The following is a 13,453-nucleotide window of genomic DNA, read 5'->3' on the forward strand; positions in this document are numbered from 1 at the left end:
GACATTTGCGTCTCATACGGGTTATCGTCGTCTCATGAGTGTTGACCGAGACCATGTGCTGAGGGAGGCCGCCGCCCTGCTCACCCGCAGGGCGACCGCCTCCATGGACGAGATCGCCAAGGCCGCCGGGATCGGTCGCGCCACCCTCCACCGCCACTTCGCGGGGCGCGACGCGCTCGTCCGCGCCCTGGAGGACCTCGGCATCCAGCAGTTCGGGCAGGCCCTGGACGCCGCCCGGATCGAGGAGGGCGACGCGGCCGGCGCCGTGCGCCGCCTGATCGACGAGGCCGAGCCCGTCGCCGGGATGCTCGCCTTCCTCTTCACCGAGAACCAGCTCTACGAGAACGGCACCAACGAGGGCTGGAACCGCCTCGACGCCCGCGTCCAGGAGCTCTTCCGCCGCGGGCAGGAAGAGGGCGCCTTCCGGCTCGACCTCACCCCCGCCTGGCTCACCGAGGCCCTCTACGGGCTGATCGGCACCGGCGCCTGGGCCGTGCAGGACCGGCGCGTGGCCGCCAAGGACATGCCCCGGATGGTCGCCGAGCTGCTGCTCGGCGGCGCCGAGCGAAGGACCGGCACGGAGCGGAGGATGAAACGGTGACCGGAACCGCCGGCGGCCCGCAGATGCTCGCGGCCCCCGCCGAGACCCCCCGTCCCGGGCGCTGGCTCGCCCTCGCCGTCCTCGCCCTGGCCGTGCTCCTCGTGGCCGTCGACGCCACCGTCCTCGGCCTGGCCACGCCCTTCCTCAGCGAGGACCTGCAGCCGTCGGGCACCCAGCTGCTGTGGATCGGCGACGTCTACTCGTTCGTCATCGCCGGACTCCTGGTCTCCATGGGCAGCCTCGGCGACCGCATCGGCCGCAAGAAGCTCCTGCTGTGCGGCGCCGTGGCGTTCGGCGGGGTGTCGGTGCTGAACGCCTACGCGACCTCGCCCGAGATGATGATCGCCGCCCGGGCCCTGCTGGGCGTCGCGGGCGCGACGCTGATGCCGTCCACGCTCGCGCTCATCCGCAACATCTTCCACGACCCCAAGGAGCGCAGCCTGGCCATCGGCATCTGGGGTGCCATGGCCTCCGCCGGTGCCGCCGTCGGCCCGGTGGTGGGCGGCTTCCTGCTGGGGCACTTCTGGTGGGGTTCGGTCTTCCTGATCAACCTGCCGGTGATGGCCGTGCTGGTGCTCGTCGGTGCCAAGCTGCTGCCCGAGTCGCGCGACCCCTCGCCGGGTCCGTGGGACCTGCTCAGCGTGGTGCTGTCGATGACCGGCGTCATCGCCGTCGTCTACGCGATCAAGGAGGGCGCGACGCACGGCCTGCGCTGGGAGGTCGCCGTGGCGGCCGCCGTGGGCGCGCTCGCGCTGGTGTGGTTCGTGCGCCGGCAGCTCACGCTGTCCTCGCCGCTGCTGAACATGCGCCTGTTCCATCACCGGGGCTTCTCGGGCGCGGTGCTGGCCGACCTGCTGACCGTCCTCGGCCTGTCCGGCATGGTCTTCTTCCTGTCGCAGTTCCTCCAGCTCGTCCAGGGGCGCAGCCCCCTGGAGGCGGGTCTGGCCGAGCTGCCGGCCGCGATCGGCGCGGTCACCGCAGGGCTGCTCGCGGGACGGGCCGCGCGGCGGTTCTCGGTGCGGTCGGTGGTGACCGGCGGGCTCGCGGCCATCGGCGTCGCCCTCGCGGTCCTCGTCGGGCTCTCGTCCGACACGTCCTACCCGGTGCTCGGCGCGACGCTGCTGGTCGTGGGCGTGGGTGCGGGCTTCTCCTTCACCGTCACCGCCGACGTGATCCTCTCCAGCGTGCCCAAGGAGCAGGCGGGTGCCGCCTCGGCGGTCTCGGAGACGGCCTACGAGCTCGGCGCCGCCCTCGGCATCGCGCTGCTCGGCTCGATCGTCACCGGCGTCTACCGTGACTTCGCCGTCCCCGCGGGCGTGCCGGAGGCGACCGCCGCACAGGCGCAGGAATCCCTCGGCGGGGCCGTGGAGGCGTCCTCCGCGCTGCCGTCCGGGCAGGCCACGAGCCTGCTCGCCTCCGCGCAGGACTCCTTCGTCGAGGGGCTGCGGATCGCCTCGGGCGTCGGTGCGGTGGTGCTGCTGGCCACGGCCGTGGCCGCGTGGTTCCTGCTGCGCGGCCAGAAGCTGGAGGAGGGGTACGGCGGCTGAGCCGTCGCGCGGGTACGACAAGGCCGGGTACGGCAAGGCGGGTACGGCAAACGGAGCCTTGCTCGCCGGAGTGAGCCGGGCATGGCTCACATGAGCAAAGCGCACACGGGCCGGGGCGGCAAGCCCCGGCCCGTGTGACATATGCCGGAAACACATCCTCTTGACGCAACGCTTACGCCCGGGCAACGATCACGACCACTGGTCGACATTGTCGAACGCGGTTCGGTTCCCACGGCGGTTCTTCGCCGTCCCGTTGCCAAAGGAAACCCCCCTCATGCGCCTCCGCAGAACGGTCAGACTGCTGCTCGCCGCCGCGGCCACCGCGGCCCTCGGCCTCACCGGTCTCGCCGCCTCCCCGGCCTCCGCCTCCGTCCTCGACATCCCGCCGAAGGGCGCCAACGACTGGTCCTGCAAGCCGGATTCGGCCCACCCCGAGCCCGTCGTGCTGGTCAACGGCACCTTCAAGCTCATGGGCGAGAACTGGTCCGCGCTCTCCCCGAAGCTGAAGGAGGCGGGCTACTGCGTCTTCGCCTTCAACTACGGGAACATGGAGACCGTCGCCATCCCGCAGGCGGCCGAGGAGCTGCGGGACTTCGTGGAGGCCGTGCGGGGCGCGACGGGCGCGAAGAAGGTCGACCTCGTCGGCCACAGCCAGGGCGGCATGATGCCGCGCTACTACGTGAAGTTCCTGGGCGGCGCGGACAAGGTCGACGACCTCGTGGGCATCGTCCCGTCCAACCACGGCACGAAGAACCCCCTGGCCATCCCCGCCGGCTGGACGTTCTGCCCGTCCTGCAGCGACCAGCGCTGGGGCTCGGACTTCATGAAGAAGCTCAACGAGGGCGAGGAGACGCCCGCCGGCCCCGACTACACCGTCATCACCACGCGCTACGACGAGGTCGTCATCCCCTACACCAGCGCGCTGCTCAGCGGCCCGGCCGAGCGCGTCACCAACGTTCTGCTGCAGGACAAGTGCAAGCTCGACTTCTTCATGCACGACCAGGCCACCAAGGACCCGGTCGTCGCCCAGTGGGTCCTCAACGCGCTGGGGCGCAAGGGTCCGGCCGACCCGGCCTTCCACCCCCAGTGCATCGGCCTGGGCTAGCCGCCACCAGGTGACGGGACGTCAGGCGGCCTTGGTCTCCCGGGCCTTGGTCGCGTAGACGTCCACGTACTCCTGGCCCGACAGGCTCATGACCTCGCTCATCACCTCGTCGGTGACGGCGCGCAGGATGTAGCGGTCGCGGTCCATGCCCTCGTAGCGGGAGAAGTCCAGCGGCTCGCCGAAGCGCACGGTCACCGGGGCGAGGTGCAGCATGCCCTTGCCGCCCGGCTGGACCTTGTCCATGCCGACCATCGCGAACGGCACCACCGGCGCGCCCGTCATCAGCGCGAGGCGGGCGATGCCGGTGCGGCCGCGGTAGAGGCGGCCGTCGGGGGAGCGGGTGCCCTCGGGGTAGATGCCGAAGACCTTGCCCTCGTCGAGGACGCGGCGGCCGGTCATCAGCGCCGCGACACCGCCGCGGCCGCCGTCGCGGTCCACCGGGATCATGCCGGAGCTGCGGAAGAACCAGGCCATGAGCCGGCCCTTGATCCCCTTGCCCGTGACGTACTCGTCCTTGCCGATGAAGAAGACCTGCCGCTTGACGACCAGCGCGAGGAACAGCGAGTCGACGAACGTCACGTGGCTGCCCGCCAGGATGACCGGCCCGCTGCCGGGGATGTGCTCCGTGCCCTCCACCTTGGGGCGGTACAGGACGCGCATGAGCAATCCGAGGAACGCCTTGAGCAAGATGCGGGACAACGGAGGGCCTCCGGTCGTGATGGTCGGGTGCGGCGCACGCCTGCGCAGGGGAGTGACCATACTCGCCGGTATGGCCCTTGCGCACCCCGGGTAGGGGGACGCGATACGGAGTGTTGACGGGAGTTTGCACGCCGTTTGACCTTCGTCTTCACAGACGGAAGTCGTACATGTTTACGATCGGCGCGTCCGACGGGTGCCGCAGAGGCGCCGGGACGCGAAAGCAAGGAGCGTTCATGGATCAGGAGCAGCGGCCCGGCAGGCGCACCCTTCTGGGGGCCGCGGCGGCCCTCGGCGCGGGAGCGGCCGTCCTCGGCGGCGGAGCGGGCACCGCCTTCGCCGCGCAGCGCGGGCAGACCGCGGAGCGCGCCCACGCAGGCGGCGCCGGCGGCTCGTACAAGGACCTGCCGAAGCCGACCGTCATCGGCCACCGCGGCGGCAGCGGCTACCGGCCCGAGCACACCCTCGGCTCCTACCAGTTCGCCCTCGACAACGGCGCGGACGTCATCGAGCAGGACCTCGTCCCCACCAAGGACGGGCACCTCGTGTGCCGTCACGAGAACGACATCACCGGCACCACCGACGTCGCCTCCCGCCCGGAGTTCGCCTCCCGCAAGACGACGAAGACCGTCGACGGCGAGGCCCACACCGGCTGGTTCACCGAGGACTTCACGCTCGCGGAGCTCAAGACGCTGCGCGCCAAGGAGCGCATCCCCGGCACCCGGCAGCACAACACCCTCTACGACGGCGTCTGGCAGGTGCCCACCTTCGAAGAGGTCCTGAAGTGGGCCGACGAGCAGGGCCGCAAGCGCGGCAAGCGCATATGGCTGCACATCGAGACCAAGCACCCCACCTACTTCCGCAAGGCCGGCCTCGGCCTGGAGGAGCGGCTCGCCAAGCTGCTGCGCCGCTACAACCGCTCGGGTCGCAACGCGCACACCTTCCTGCAGTCCTTCGAGCCGAGCAGCCTGCAGCGGCTGAACCGGCTGGGCGTCGACTGCCCGAAGGTGCTCCTGCTGGACGACCTCACGACGCAGCCGTGGGACTTCGTCGAGGCCAAGGACCCGCGGACCGTCGCCGACCTGATCACGCCCAAGGGCCTGAAGTGGGTCTCCGGCTTCGCCCAGGGCATCGGCCCGTGGCTGAACCTGATCATCCCGCGGGACAAGAACGACAAGCTGACCAAGCCCACCACGCTGGTGCGCGACGCGCACGCCGCCGGGCTGATCCTGCACCCGTACACCATGCGCAACGAGAACAGCTTCCTGCCGGCGGACTTCCGCCGGGGCACCGACCCCAACGGCTACGGCGACGCGCTCGCGGCGTTCAAGACGTACTTCGCGACCGGGATCGACGGCATCTTCTCGGACAACTGCGACACCGCGGACCTCGCTCGCAAGGCGTTCTTGAAGGGCTGACCCGCCGGGGCCCGTCCGCCACCCGGACGGGTGATAACGCCTGGCGGGGGCAACCGGTGCGAGCCGGCCGTACGTCCCGCACCGCATGACGCAGAGCGATCTCCTGACTCGGCTGAGCCCCCTGCTCAAAGCGGAGTGCGCCGCCGAGGCGGCCGCGGTCGCCGGGACCGACGCCGCCGACCTCGAACAGGGCGTCTGGGTGCGGCTGCTCAGTGACAGCCGCACCATCGTCTCGGCCGCCCGGCTGCGGGCGACCGTCAGGGCCGAGGCCCGCGCCGCGCGCCGCCGCGCGCGGCGCGAGGTGCTCTACGACCCCACCCACTGCGAGCCGCCGGGCGGCCACGACGCGGGTGTCGAACAGCAGGTGCTCGCCGCCGAGGAGGGCCGGGCGCTGCGCGCCGCGGTGCGCCGGCTGCCCGGCCGGTGCCCCCGGCTGCTGGCGGCCCTCCTCTCCCGGAAGGATCCGACCTACCGCGAAATCGCAGGCGAGTTGGGAATGTCACAAGGATCTTTGGGGCCGGTACGTTCCCGTTGCCTGGGATGCCTGCGCAGAATGCTGACGGCGGAGGTTGCCGCTCCTGAACCCTGGGGAAAGGAGCGATAGACAACCGGCGCCACGGAGGCGACGTGCACCCACGACGGCTCCTGTCAGGGCGGACCGAACCGAAAAGGGGAGGCGTGGGCACATGGGCATGAGCGTGACCATCTCTGCGGCGACCGATCTCGACGCCGAACAGATCCTGAAACTGCAGTACCTCTGCTACCAGGGCGAGGCCGAGCTCTACGGCGACTACTCCATCGCGCCGCTCACCCAGACCCTCGCCGAGCTGCGCGCCGAACTGGGAGCGGGCTGCGTCCTGGTGGCCCGGCTCGGGGACGAGGTCGTGGGCTCGGTGCGCGGCGCGGCCGGCCCCGGGGGCACGGCGGTGATCTCCGGGATGATCGTCCACCCCCGGATGCAGCGGCACGGTCTGGGCGGCCGGCTGCTCGCCGCGGTCGAGGCCCGCCTGGCGGAGGAGGGGGCCACCCGCTACCGCCTGGCCACCGGCCACCGCAACGAGGGGAACCTGCGGCTGTACCGCAAGTGGGGGTACGCGCAGGTCGCCACCGAGCAGGTCACGCGCAAGCTCACGCTGGTGACGCTGGAGAAGGAGTCGGAGAGGGAGCCGGAGCGGGCGGCGCCGTCGGGCGACCGCGAGGACGCCGCCGGGGCGGCGCTCGCGACGAGCCGCTAGCCGGCCTGCGGCCGCGCCGCCCGGCGCAGCCACACCATCGCGGTGACGGGCAGGATCACCGGGATGAAGAGGTAGCCCATGCCGTAGTCCGACCAGACCGTGGCGTCGGGGAAGGCCGACGGCGCGGCGAGCGTCCACGTGCCGACGACGAGGACGCCGGCCAGCTCGGCGGCGCAGCACACGAGCGCCGCCCGGCGGGCCGTGGGGCCGCCGCGGACCAGCGAGTACGTGATGAAGGCGTACACGACCGCGGCGATCGCCGACAGCACGTAGGCGAGCGGGGCGCGGCCGAAGTCCAGGATCATCTGGACGATCGAGCGGGAGGCCGCGGCGACGGTGAAGACGCCGTAGAGCCACACCAGCAGCCGTCCCGGGCCCTCGCCGAGGTTGAAGCCCGCCTTGGCGGGGGTGGTCGGTTCGGTCACGGTCAGCCTCCCCAGATGTCGTACAGCCGCACTTCGAGCACGGCCAGGATCACGGCGCCCGCCGCCACGGTGGCCGAGCCCCAGCGGGTCCGCTCCGCGAGCGACATGAAGCCCGCGGCGGGGACGGCCGCCGCCGATCCGATCAGGTAGGCCAGGAAGATGGCGGTGCCCTGCTCGGGCTCGCCGCCCCCGGCCAGCTTCACGACGCCGATCACGAGCTGGGCGACCGCGAGCACGCTCACCACGGCCATGCCGATGAAGTGCCAGTCCTTGGTGGACTGGTCGCGGGAGAAGGCGATGCCGCACCAGGCGGCCAGCGCGAGGGCGGTCAGTCCGACCGCGAGCGTCAGCGCGCCGATCACCGTGGCCACCGGGCTGCGGGCGCGTGCGGAGGGGGCTGGACAAGCATGGGACGACTTTAATGGTCTGCCCTAAATGCCCCGCGCCCGGCCCCGCGCGCGCCTCCGCGCCGGGCCCCACCAGCCCGTGGCCTTGACCACACGGCGCCTCCGGGCGCCCTGGGCGAGCGGCGGGCGGACGGGGGCCGCGGCCGGTGTCCGCGCAGGTCGTGGGCGGGTTCCGAGGGCCTGGAAGATCACTTGCAGGGGCCGGGCCATGTCCACGGACCGGCCATCCATGTCCGCTATTCGGACAGGCTTGGCCGACTCGCACGTGCGTCTGTTTTACTTTCCCGCATGACCACGACGAGCAGCCGCAGCTTTGCGACCGAGGCGATGACGACGCCCGGCGCTGCTCGTCGCATGTGTCGAATGTGTGACCGCTGAGGGCCCCCGTTCCGTGCCTCGCGCCCCGAAGCGAGACCCGTAGAGCCCGCGTCACGCGTCCCCTTCCGGGACCGGACCGGATCCTCCGCCCCGCGTCACCAGGACCCCGAAGCCGCGCCTTCGCGCACGCCGGGCCACCTATGCCGCGCTCCGCAATGAATGCCCGTGCCGGCGCCCTCACCGCCGCGCACTCGACAGTGACGGAATCCCCTGTGATCACCACCAAGGGCCTGACAAAGGTCTACCGCTCACGCGGCCGCGAGGTCACCGCCCTCGACGGCGTCGACCTCCACGTGCGGGAGGGCGAGGTGTACGGCGTCGTCGGTCAGAGCGGCGCCGGCAAATCGACCCTGATCCGCTGCGTCAACCTCCTGGAGCGCCCGAGCTCCGGCACGGTCACGGTGGCGGGCCAGGACCTGACCGCCCTCGCCGGGCGCGGCAACCGCGCCGGGGCCGAGCTGCGCAAGGCGCGCAGCCGCATCGGCATGGTCTTCCAGCACTTCAACCTGCTGTCCTCGCGGACCGTGCAGTCCAACATCGAGCTGCCGCTGGAGATCCTCGGCGTCTCCGGCAAGGAGCGCGAGCGCAAGGCCCTCGAACTCCTCGACCTCGTCGGCCTCGCCGACAAGGCCAAGGCCTACCCCGGCCAGCTCTCCGGCGGCCAGAAGCAGCGCGTCGGCATCGCCCGCGCCCTGGCCGGCGACCCCAAGGTGCTGCTCTCCGACGAGTCGACGTCCGCGCTCGACCCCGAGACCACCCGCTCCATCCTGCAGCTGCTGCGCGACCTCAACCAGCAGCTCGGCCTGACCGTCCTCCTCATCACCCACGAGATGGAGGTCGTCAAGACCATCTGCGACTCCGCGGCCCTGATGAAGGGCGGCCGCGTCGTGGAGTCCGGCACCGTCTCCGAACTCCTCGCCACCCCCGGCTCCGAGCTCGCGGCCGAGCTGTTCCCGGTCGGCGGCGAGCCGTCCGGCCCGGACACCACCGTCGTGGACGTCACCTTCCACGGCGACGCCGCGACCCAGCCGGTCATCTCCCAGCTCTCCCGTACGTACAACATCGACATCTCGATCCTGGGCGCCGCGATGGACACCGTCTGCGGCAAGCAGGTCGGCCGGATGCGCATCGAGCTGCCCGGCCGCTTCGAGGAGAACGTCGTCCCGATCGGCTTCCTGCGCGAGCAGGGGCTCCAGGTGGACGTGGCCGACGTGCGGACCGATGAAAGTGCCGTCCCCGCCGGTGCGCTCCTGAAGGATGGTGCCAAGTGACCTGGACCGAGATGCAGCCCCTGCTGCACAACGCCTGTCTGGACACCCTCTTCATGGTGTGGTGGTCCACCGTCTACACGGTCCTCGGCGGACTGCCGCTCGGCATCCTGCTCGTCCTGACCGACCGCGGCGGCCTCCTGCAGAACGTCGTGGTCAACAAGGCCGTCGGCGTGGTCGTCAACCTCGGCCGCTCGCTGCCCTTCATCGTTCTCATGGTGTGGCTGATCCCCTTCAGCCGCTTCGTGGTCGGCACCTCCATCGGGCCCAGCGCGGCCGTGGTGGCCCTGGCCATCGGCGCGATCCCGTTCTTCGCCCGGCTGGTGGAGACCGCGCTCCGCGAGGTCGACCACGGCCTCGTCGAGGCCGTCCAGTCCATGGGCGGCGGCACCTGGACCGTGATCTTCAAGGTGCTGCTCCCGCAGGCCCTGCCCTCGGTCATCGCGGGCCTGACCACGACCGTCATCGCCCTCATCGGCTACTCCGCGATGGCCGGCGCGGTCGGCGGCGGCGGCCTCGGCAACCTGGCCATCGTCTACGGCTACCAGCGCTCCGAGACCGGCCTGATGAACATCACCATCGTGCTGCTCATCGTCATCGTCACCGTCGTCCAGCTCGCCGGAGACCTCGCCGTACGGGCCCTCGCCCGGCGCGGCGGACGGCAGGCGGCCCCCGTGGGGCTGCGCCGCCTGTGGGCCCCCGCGCGCGTGGCGCCCAAGCCCGTGGCGACCGTCCCGGCGCAGGCCGAGGCACCGGAGTCCGCCAAGGCCTCCTGACCGCAAGACTTCCTGATCGGAGCTGATCAGGCCTGGCACGAGGGGCATTTCGCCCCTCACCGCAGATCCACGAGCCCGGACCCTTTGCCGGGCGCAACACCTCGTGAACCCAGGAAAACCAGAAAGAGGGGCACTCTTCGTGCGTACCACCGTCAAGCTCACCGCCGCCGTCGCGGCAGCCGCCGCACTCACCCTCGGCCTGAGTGCGTGCAGCGCTCCGTCCGACACCTCCACCAGCAGCTCGAAGAAGGGCAAGGACGCCGACCCGGCCGCCAAGCTCGTCGTCGCCGCCAGCCCGACCCCGCACGGCGACATCCTCAACTTCGTCCGCGACAACCTCGCGGAGAAGGCCGGCCTGAAGCTGGAGGTGAAGGAGTTCAACGACTACGTCCTCCCGAACACCGCCACGCAGAACGGCGAGGTCGACGCCAACTTCTTCCAGCACAAGCCGTACCTCGACGACTTCAACAAGAAGCAGAAGACCGACATCGTCCCGGTCGTCAACGTCGAGATCGAGCCGCTCGGCCTGTACTCCGAAAAGGTAAAGAAGGCCGGCGACCTCGGCAGCGGCGCCACCATCGCGGTGCCCAACGACGCCACCAACGAGGGCCGCGCCCTGAAGCTGCTGGCCGACAACGGCGTCATCGTCCTCAAGGACGGCGTCGGCGCCGAGGCCAAACTCTCGGACATCAAGGACGACAAGGGCATCAAGTTCACCGAGCTCGAGGCCGCCCAGATCCCCACGCGCCTCGCCGACGTCGACGCCGCCGTCATCAACGGCAACTTCGCCATCGGGCACAAGCTCAACCCGGCCAAGGACGCCATCGCCCTGGAGAAGGCCGACGGCAACCCCTACGCCAACTTCCTCGCCGTGAAGAAGGGCAACGAGGACGACCCGCGCGTCCAGAAGCTCGCGAAGCTCCTCAACTCCGACGAGGTGAAGAAGTTCATCGAGCAGAAGTTCAGCAACGGTGCCGTCCTCCCCGCCTTCGGCGCGGCGAAGGGCTGACCCCAGCTGTCGCTTCCGTAACCACAGCCGCCCCTGTGGCCCCAGGCCCCGCGCACCCCTCGGCGTGCGCGGGGCCGACGCGCTTGGCGCACGCACGCATCGATGCTGCATGCTGGTGCACTCAGGCCCGGAGCGCCCCCGTCCCGAGCCCACTTCCCCGGCGTTGGAGCAGCACATGACATCCACCTTCCCGGACATCTCCATCAGTACGGACCGGCTCGTGCTGCGCCCCTTCGAAGCCGAGGACGTGCCCGCGCTCGCGGAGATGATGAGCGACGAACTCGTCACCGCATGGACCACGGTGCCCCACCCCTACACCACCGCCCACGCCCGTGACTGGGCGCTGCGCGAGGCCCCTGCCGAGCGCACCGAGGGGCGCGGAATCGTCTTTGCGGTCACCGAGTTCCTCACCCACCGCCTCGTCGGCTGCGTCCACCTCCACCACACCGACTGGCGGGCCCTGTCCGCCGAGGTCGGCTACGTCGTCGCCCCCTGGGCCCGCGGCGAGGGCTACGCCTGCGAATCGGTGCTCGCCGTCGCCGAGTGGCTCTTCCGCGACCAGAAGTTCGAGCGCCTGGAGCTGCGCACCGCCGCCGACAACACCGCCTCCCAGCAGGTCGCCCAGAAGATCGGCTGCATCAGCGAGGGCGTGCTGCGCAACGCCTGGATAGGACGCGGCCGCACCGCGGACGGCGGCTGGACCGAGCTGCGCACCGACCTGATCATCTGGAGCCTCCTCCCCGAAGACCTCGACGAAATGCGCGAGCAGCCCGTGGGGGATCCCGGCTACGCTGCGGCCTTCCGCGACTGGTCCTGAACACCCGCCGGTTCCCGGCCCCGGACCCGGGAAGGTCCGGACCATGAGGGGGTACGCTCACCCTGCCCCGCCCCCAGCCACGACACTGCCGCCGGCGGACCCGCCGACACACGCGCGGACAGACGCGCGGACGAGCCCAGGAGAATGACGACGATGGCCGACCGGGTCACGGTGATCGGGTGGGACGGCTCACCACTCACGGACGCGGCCCGCTCCGCCCTGGCCGCCGCCACCCTCGTGGCCGGCGCCGCCCACCACCTGGACCTGCCCGAAGTCCCGCCCGCAGCCGAACGCATCCGCCTCGGCAGCGTCGACCTCGCCGCCCGCCGCATCGCCGGCCACCGCGGCTCCGCCGTCGTCCTCGCCGACGGCGACCCCGGCTTCTTCGGCGTCGTCCGCACCCTGCGCGCCCCCCAGCACGGCCTCGAGGTCGAAGTCGTGCCCGCCGTCTCCTCCGTCGCCACCGCCTTCGCCCGCGCCGGCATGCCCTGGGACGACGCCCAGATCGTCGTCGCCCACAGCCGCGACCTGCGCCGCGCCGTCAACGTCTGCCGCGCCCACACCAAGGTCGCCGTCCTCACCTCGCCCGGCGCCGGACCCGCCGAACTCGCCCTCCTCCTCGGCGACGTCCACCGCACCTTCGTCATCTGCGAGGAGCTCGGCAGCGAGCGCGAACAGGTCACCGTCATCACCTCCGACAAGGCCCCCGACCACCACTGGCGCGACCCCAACGTCGTCATCGTCATCGGCGGAGCCGGCGCCGCGCCCGCCACCGTCCCCGGCTGGGGAGCCACCCGCCCCCGCGCCGGCGGCGGCTGGATCGCGGGCCGCGACCCCGGCTACCCCCCGGCCGTCCGCGGCTGGGCCCTGCCCGCCGACGCCTACGGCAGCGACCTCGGCGAGGGCGAGGCCACCGAACTGCGCGCCGCCCAACTCGCCCGCCTCGGCCCCCGCGTCGGCGACCTCGTCTGGGACATCGGCTCCGGCAGCGGCGCCGCCGCCGTCGAGGCCGCCCGCTTCGGCGCCGCCGTCATCGCCGTCGACCGCGACGCCGACGCCTGCGCCCGCACCATGGCCGTCGCCCGCCGCTACGGCGTCCAGCTCCAGGTCGTCCACGGCGCCGCCCCCCACGTCCTGGAGGACCTCCCCGAACCCGACGTCGTCCGCGTCGGCGGCGGCGGCGCCCCCGTCGTCGCCGCCTGCGCCGCCCGCCGCCCCGAGCGCATCGTCGCCCACGCCGCCACCCGCGACGAGGCCGAGGCCGTCGGCCGCGCCCTCGCCGAGGGCGGGTACGCCGTCGAATGCGCCCTGCTCCAGGCCGTGGAGCTGGACCCCGCCGCCTGGGCCGAGCGCGAACGGTCCGTCGCCTTCCTGCTGAGCGGACGCCGTACCCACCTGTGACCCCGGCCCGCCGGGCGGAGGGTAGGCTGGCGGATCGTTGTACCGCCCCTCGGTGTCCGACACCACAGTCGTCAATGTCCCGAACGCACCCTCCTTTTGGCGGGGGCACGGCAAGGTAGGGGCGGGCGACGTACAACGTGCCGCGAGGCACGGACGCTCGTTCTTGACTATGGGCGTGAGCGGTTGGAAGGAGCACTACCGATGGGCGAGGGGTACGCATGACCGACACCGGCCAGTTCCCGGGCGAGGGACAGCCGGAGAACGCAGGCGCGCTGCCCGGCCACCCGTTCCCCACGGACGCCAGCCGCAGCGGGTCGGCGTCGAGGTCGGAGGCGTATCCGGCCAGTTCCCCGGCGACGTCGGACAGCAG

Annotated in this window: 14 protein-coding genes; 11 read left to right on the forward strand and 3 right to left on the reverse strand. The window is 71.8% G+C overall.

The features are described from left to right. Nucleotides 1-34 precede the first annotated feature (34 nt). The 3 genes from ACSNOG_RS10380 (at nucleotide 35) to ACSNOG_RS10390 (ending at nucleotide 3,253) form a co-directional block, all read left to right on the forward strand. Nucleotides 35-601 carry a TetR/AcrR family transcriptional regulator gene (locus ACSNOG_RS10380; RefSeq protein WP_168094556.1) on the forward strand — a complete coding sequence of 189 codons (567 nt, stop codon included), beginning with the start codon at nucleotides 35-37 and terminating at the stop codon, nucleotides 599-601. A gap of 23 nt (nucleotides 602-624) precedes the next feature. Then, entirely contained in the window at nucleotides 625-2,148 is a 1,524-nt protein-coding gene (locus tag ACSNOG_RS10385; RefSeq protein WP_436752297.1) for an MFS transporter, read from the forward strand. Between the two features lie 274 nt (nucleotides 2,149-2,422). After that, nucleotides 2,423-3,253: an alpha/beta fold hydrolase gene (locus ACSNOG_RS10390; RefSeq protein WP_436752284.1), complete on the forward strand. Its 831-nt coding sequence runs from the start codon at nucleotides 2,423-2,425 to the stop codon at nucleotides 3,251-3,253. A gap of 21 nt (nucleotides 3,254-3,274) precedes the next feature. Here ACSNOG_RS10390 and ACSNOG_RS10395 read toward each other — a convergent pair whose 3' ends face one another. Beyond that, the gene (locus ACSNOG_RS10395) at nucleotides 3,275-3,952 is read right to left on the reverse strand and encodes a lysophospholipid acyltransferase family protein (RefSeq protein WP_436752285.1); all 678 of its coding nucleotides are present in this window, start codon (nucleotides 3,950-3,952) and stop codon (nucleotides 3,275-3,277) included. A 233-nt stretch (nucleotides 3,953-4,185) separates the two neighbouring features. Here ACSNOG_RS10395 and ACSNOG_RS10400 point away from each other — a divergent pair, with 233 nt between their 5' ends. The 3 genes from ACSNOG_RS10400 to ACSNOG_RS10410 all read left to right on the forward strand — a co-directional run bounded on the left by ACSNOG_RS10400 (nucleotide 4,186) and on the right by ACSNOG_RS10410 (nucleotide 6,602). Next, a complete protein-coding gene (locus tag ACSNOG_RS10400) occupies nucleotides 4,186-5,367 on the forward strand; it encodes a glycerophosphodiester phosphodiesterase (protein WP_436752286.1) in 1,182 nt (393 codons plus the stop codon). 85 nt (nucleotides 5,368-5,452) lie between these two features. Then, nucleotides 5,453-5,971: a sigma-70 family RNA polymerase sigma factor gene (locus ACSNOG_RS10405; protein WP_436752287.1), complete on the forward strand. Its 519-nt coding sequence runs from the start codon at nucleotides 5,453-5,455 to the stop codon at nucleotides 5,969-5,971. A gap of 82 nt (nucleotides 5,972-6,053) precedes the next feature. Further along, complete coding sequence (locus ACSNOG_RS10410; RefSeq protein ID WP_436752288.1) at nucleotides 6,054-6,602, forward strand: GNAT family N-acetyltransferase; 549 nt, start codon at nucleotides 6,054-6,056, stop codon at nucleotides 6,600-6,602. Here ACSNOG_RS10410 and ACSNOG_RS10415 read toward each other — a convergent pair. Together ACSNOG_RS10415 and ACSNOG_RS10420 are read right to left on the reverse strand one after the other, a co-directional pair. Then, nucleotides 6,599-7,033, reverse strand: a complete 435-nt coding sequence (locus ACSNOG_RS10415; protein ID WP_436752298.1) for a hypothetical protein — start codon at nucleotides 7,031-7,033, stop codon at nucleotides 6,599-6,601. The genes ACSNOG_RS10410 and ACSNOG_RS10415 overlap by 4 nt on opposite strands. After that, nucleotides 7,030-7,389, reverse strand: coding sequence for a hypothetical protein (locus ACSNOG_RS10420; RefSeq protein WP_436752299.1), 360 nt, complete (start codon nucleotides 7,387-7,389; stop codon nucleotides 7,030-7,032). Before ACSNOG_RS10420 ends, ACSNOG_RS10415 begins: the two co-directional genes overlap by 4 nt. Before the next feature lie 578 nt (nucleotides 7,390-7,967). Here ACSNOG_RS10420 and ACSNOG_RS10425 point away from each other — a divergent pair. The 5 genes from ACSNOG_RS10425 (at nucleotide 7,968) to cbiE (ending at nucleotide 13,083) form a co-directional block, all read left to right on the forward strand. Beyond that, nucleotides 7,968-9,083 (forward strand): methionine ABC transporter ATP-binding protein, encoded by a 1,116-nt coding sequence (locus ACSNOG_RS10425; protein ID WP_436752289.1) that lies wholly within the window; start codon nucleotides 7,968-7,970, stop codon nucleotides 9,081-9,083. After that, the gene (locus tag ACSNOG_RS10430) at nucleotides 9,080-9,856 is read left to right on the forward strand and encodes a methionine ABC transporter permease (protein WP_436752290.1); all 777 of its coding nucleotides are present in this window, start codon (nucleotides 9,080-9,082) and stop codon (nucleotides 9,854-9,856) included. Before ACSNOG_RS10425 ends, ACSNOG_RS10430 begins: the two co-directional genes overlap by 4 nt. A 139-nt stretch (nucleotides 9,857-9,995) precedes the next feature. Then, on the forward strand, nucleotides 9,996-10,865 hold the full coding sequence (locus tag ACSNOG_RS10435; protein WP_436752291.1) for a MetQ/NlpA family ABC transporter substrate-binding protein: 870 nt from the start codon (nucleotides 9,996-9,998) through the stop codon (nucleotides 10,863-10,865). Nucleotides 10,866-11,040: 175 nt separating this feature from the next. Next, nucleotides 11,041-11,682 carry a GNAT family N-acetyltransferase gene (locus tag ACSNOG_RS10440; protein ID WP_436752292.1) on the forward strand — a complete coding sequence of 214 codons (642 nt, stop codon included), beginning with the start codon at nucleotides 11,041-11,043 and terminating at the stop codon, nucleotides 11,680-11,682. Between the two features lie 153 nt (nucleotides 11,683-11,835). Next, nucleotides 11,836-13,083 carry a precorrin-6y C5,15-methyltransferase (decarboxylating) subunit CbiE gene (cbiE, locus tag ACSNOG_RS10445; protein WP_436752293.1) on the forward strand — a complete coding sequence of 416 codons (1,248 nt, stop codon included), beginning with the start codon at nucleotides 11,836-11,838 and terminating at the stop codon, nucleotides 13,081-13,083. The last annotated feature ends 370 nt before the right edge of the window (nucleotides 13,084-13,453 follow it).

This window comes from Streptomyces sp. URMC 124 (genome assembly GCF_051386455.1).
Lineage (GTDB): Bacteria > Actinomycetota > Actinomycetes > Streptomycetales > Streptomycetaceae > Streptomyces.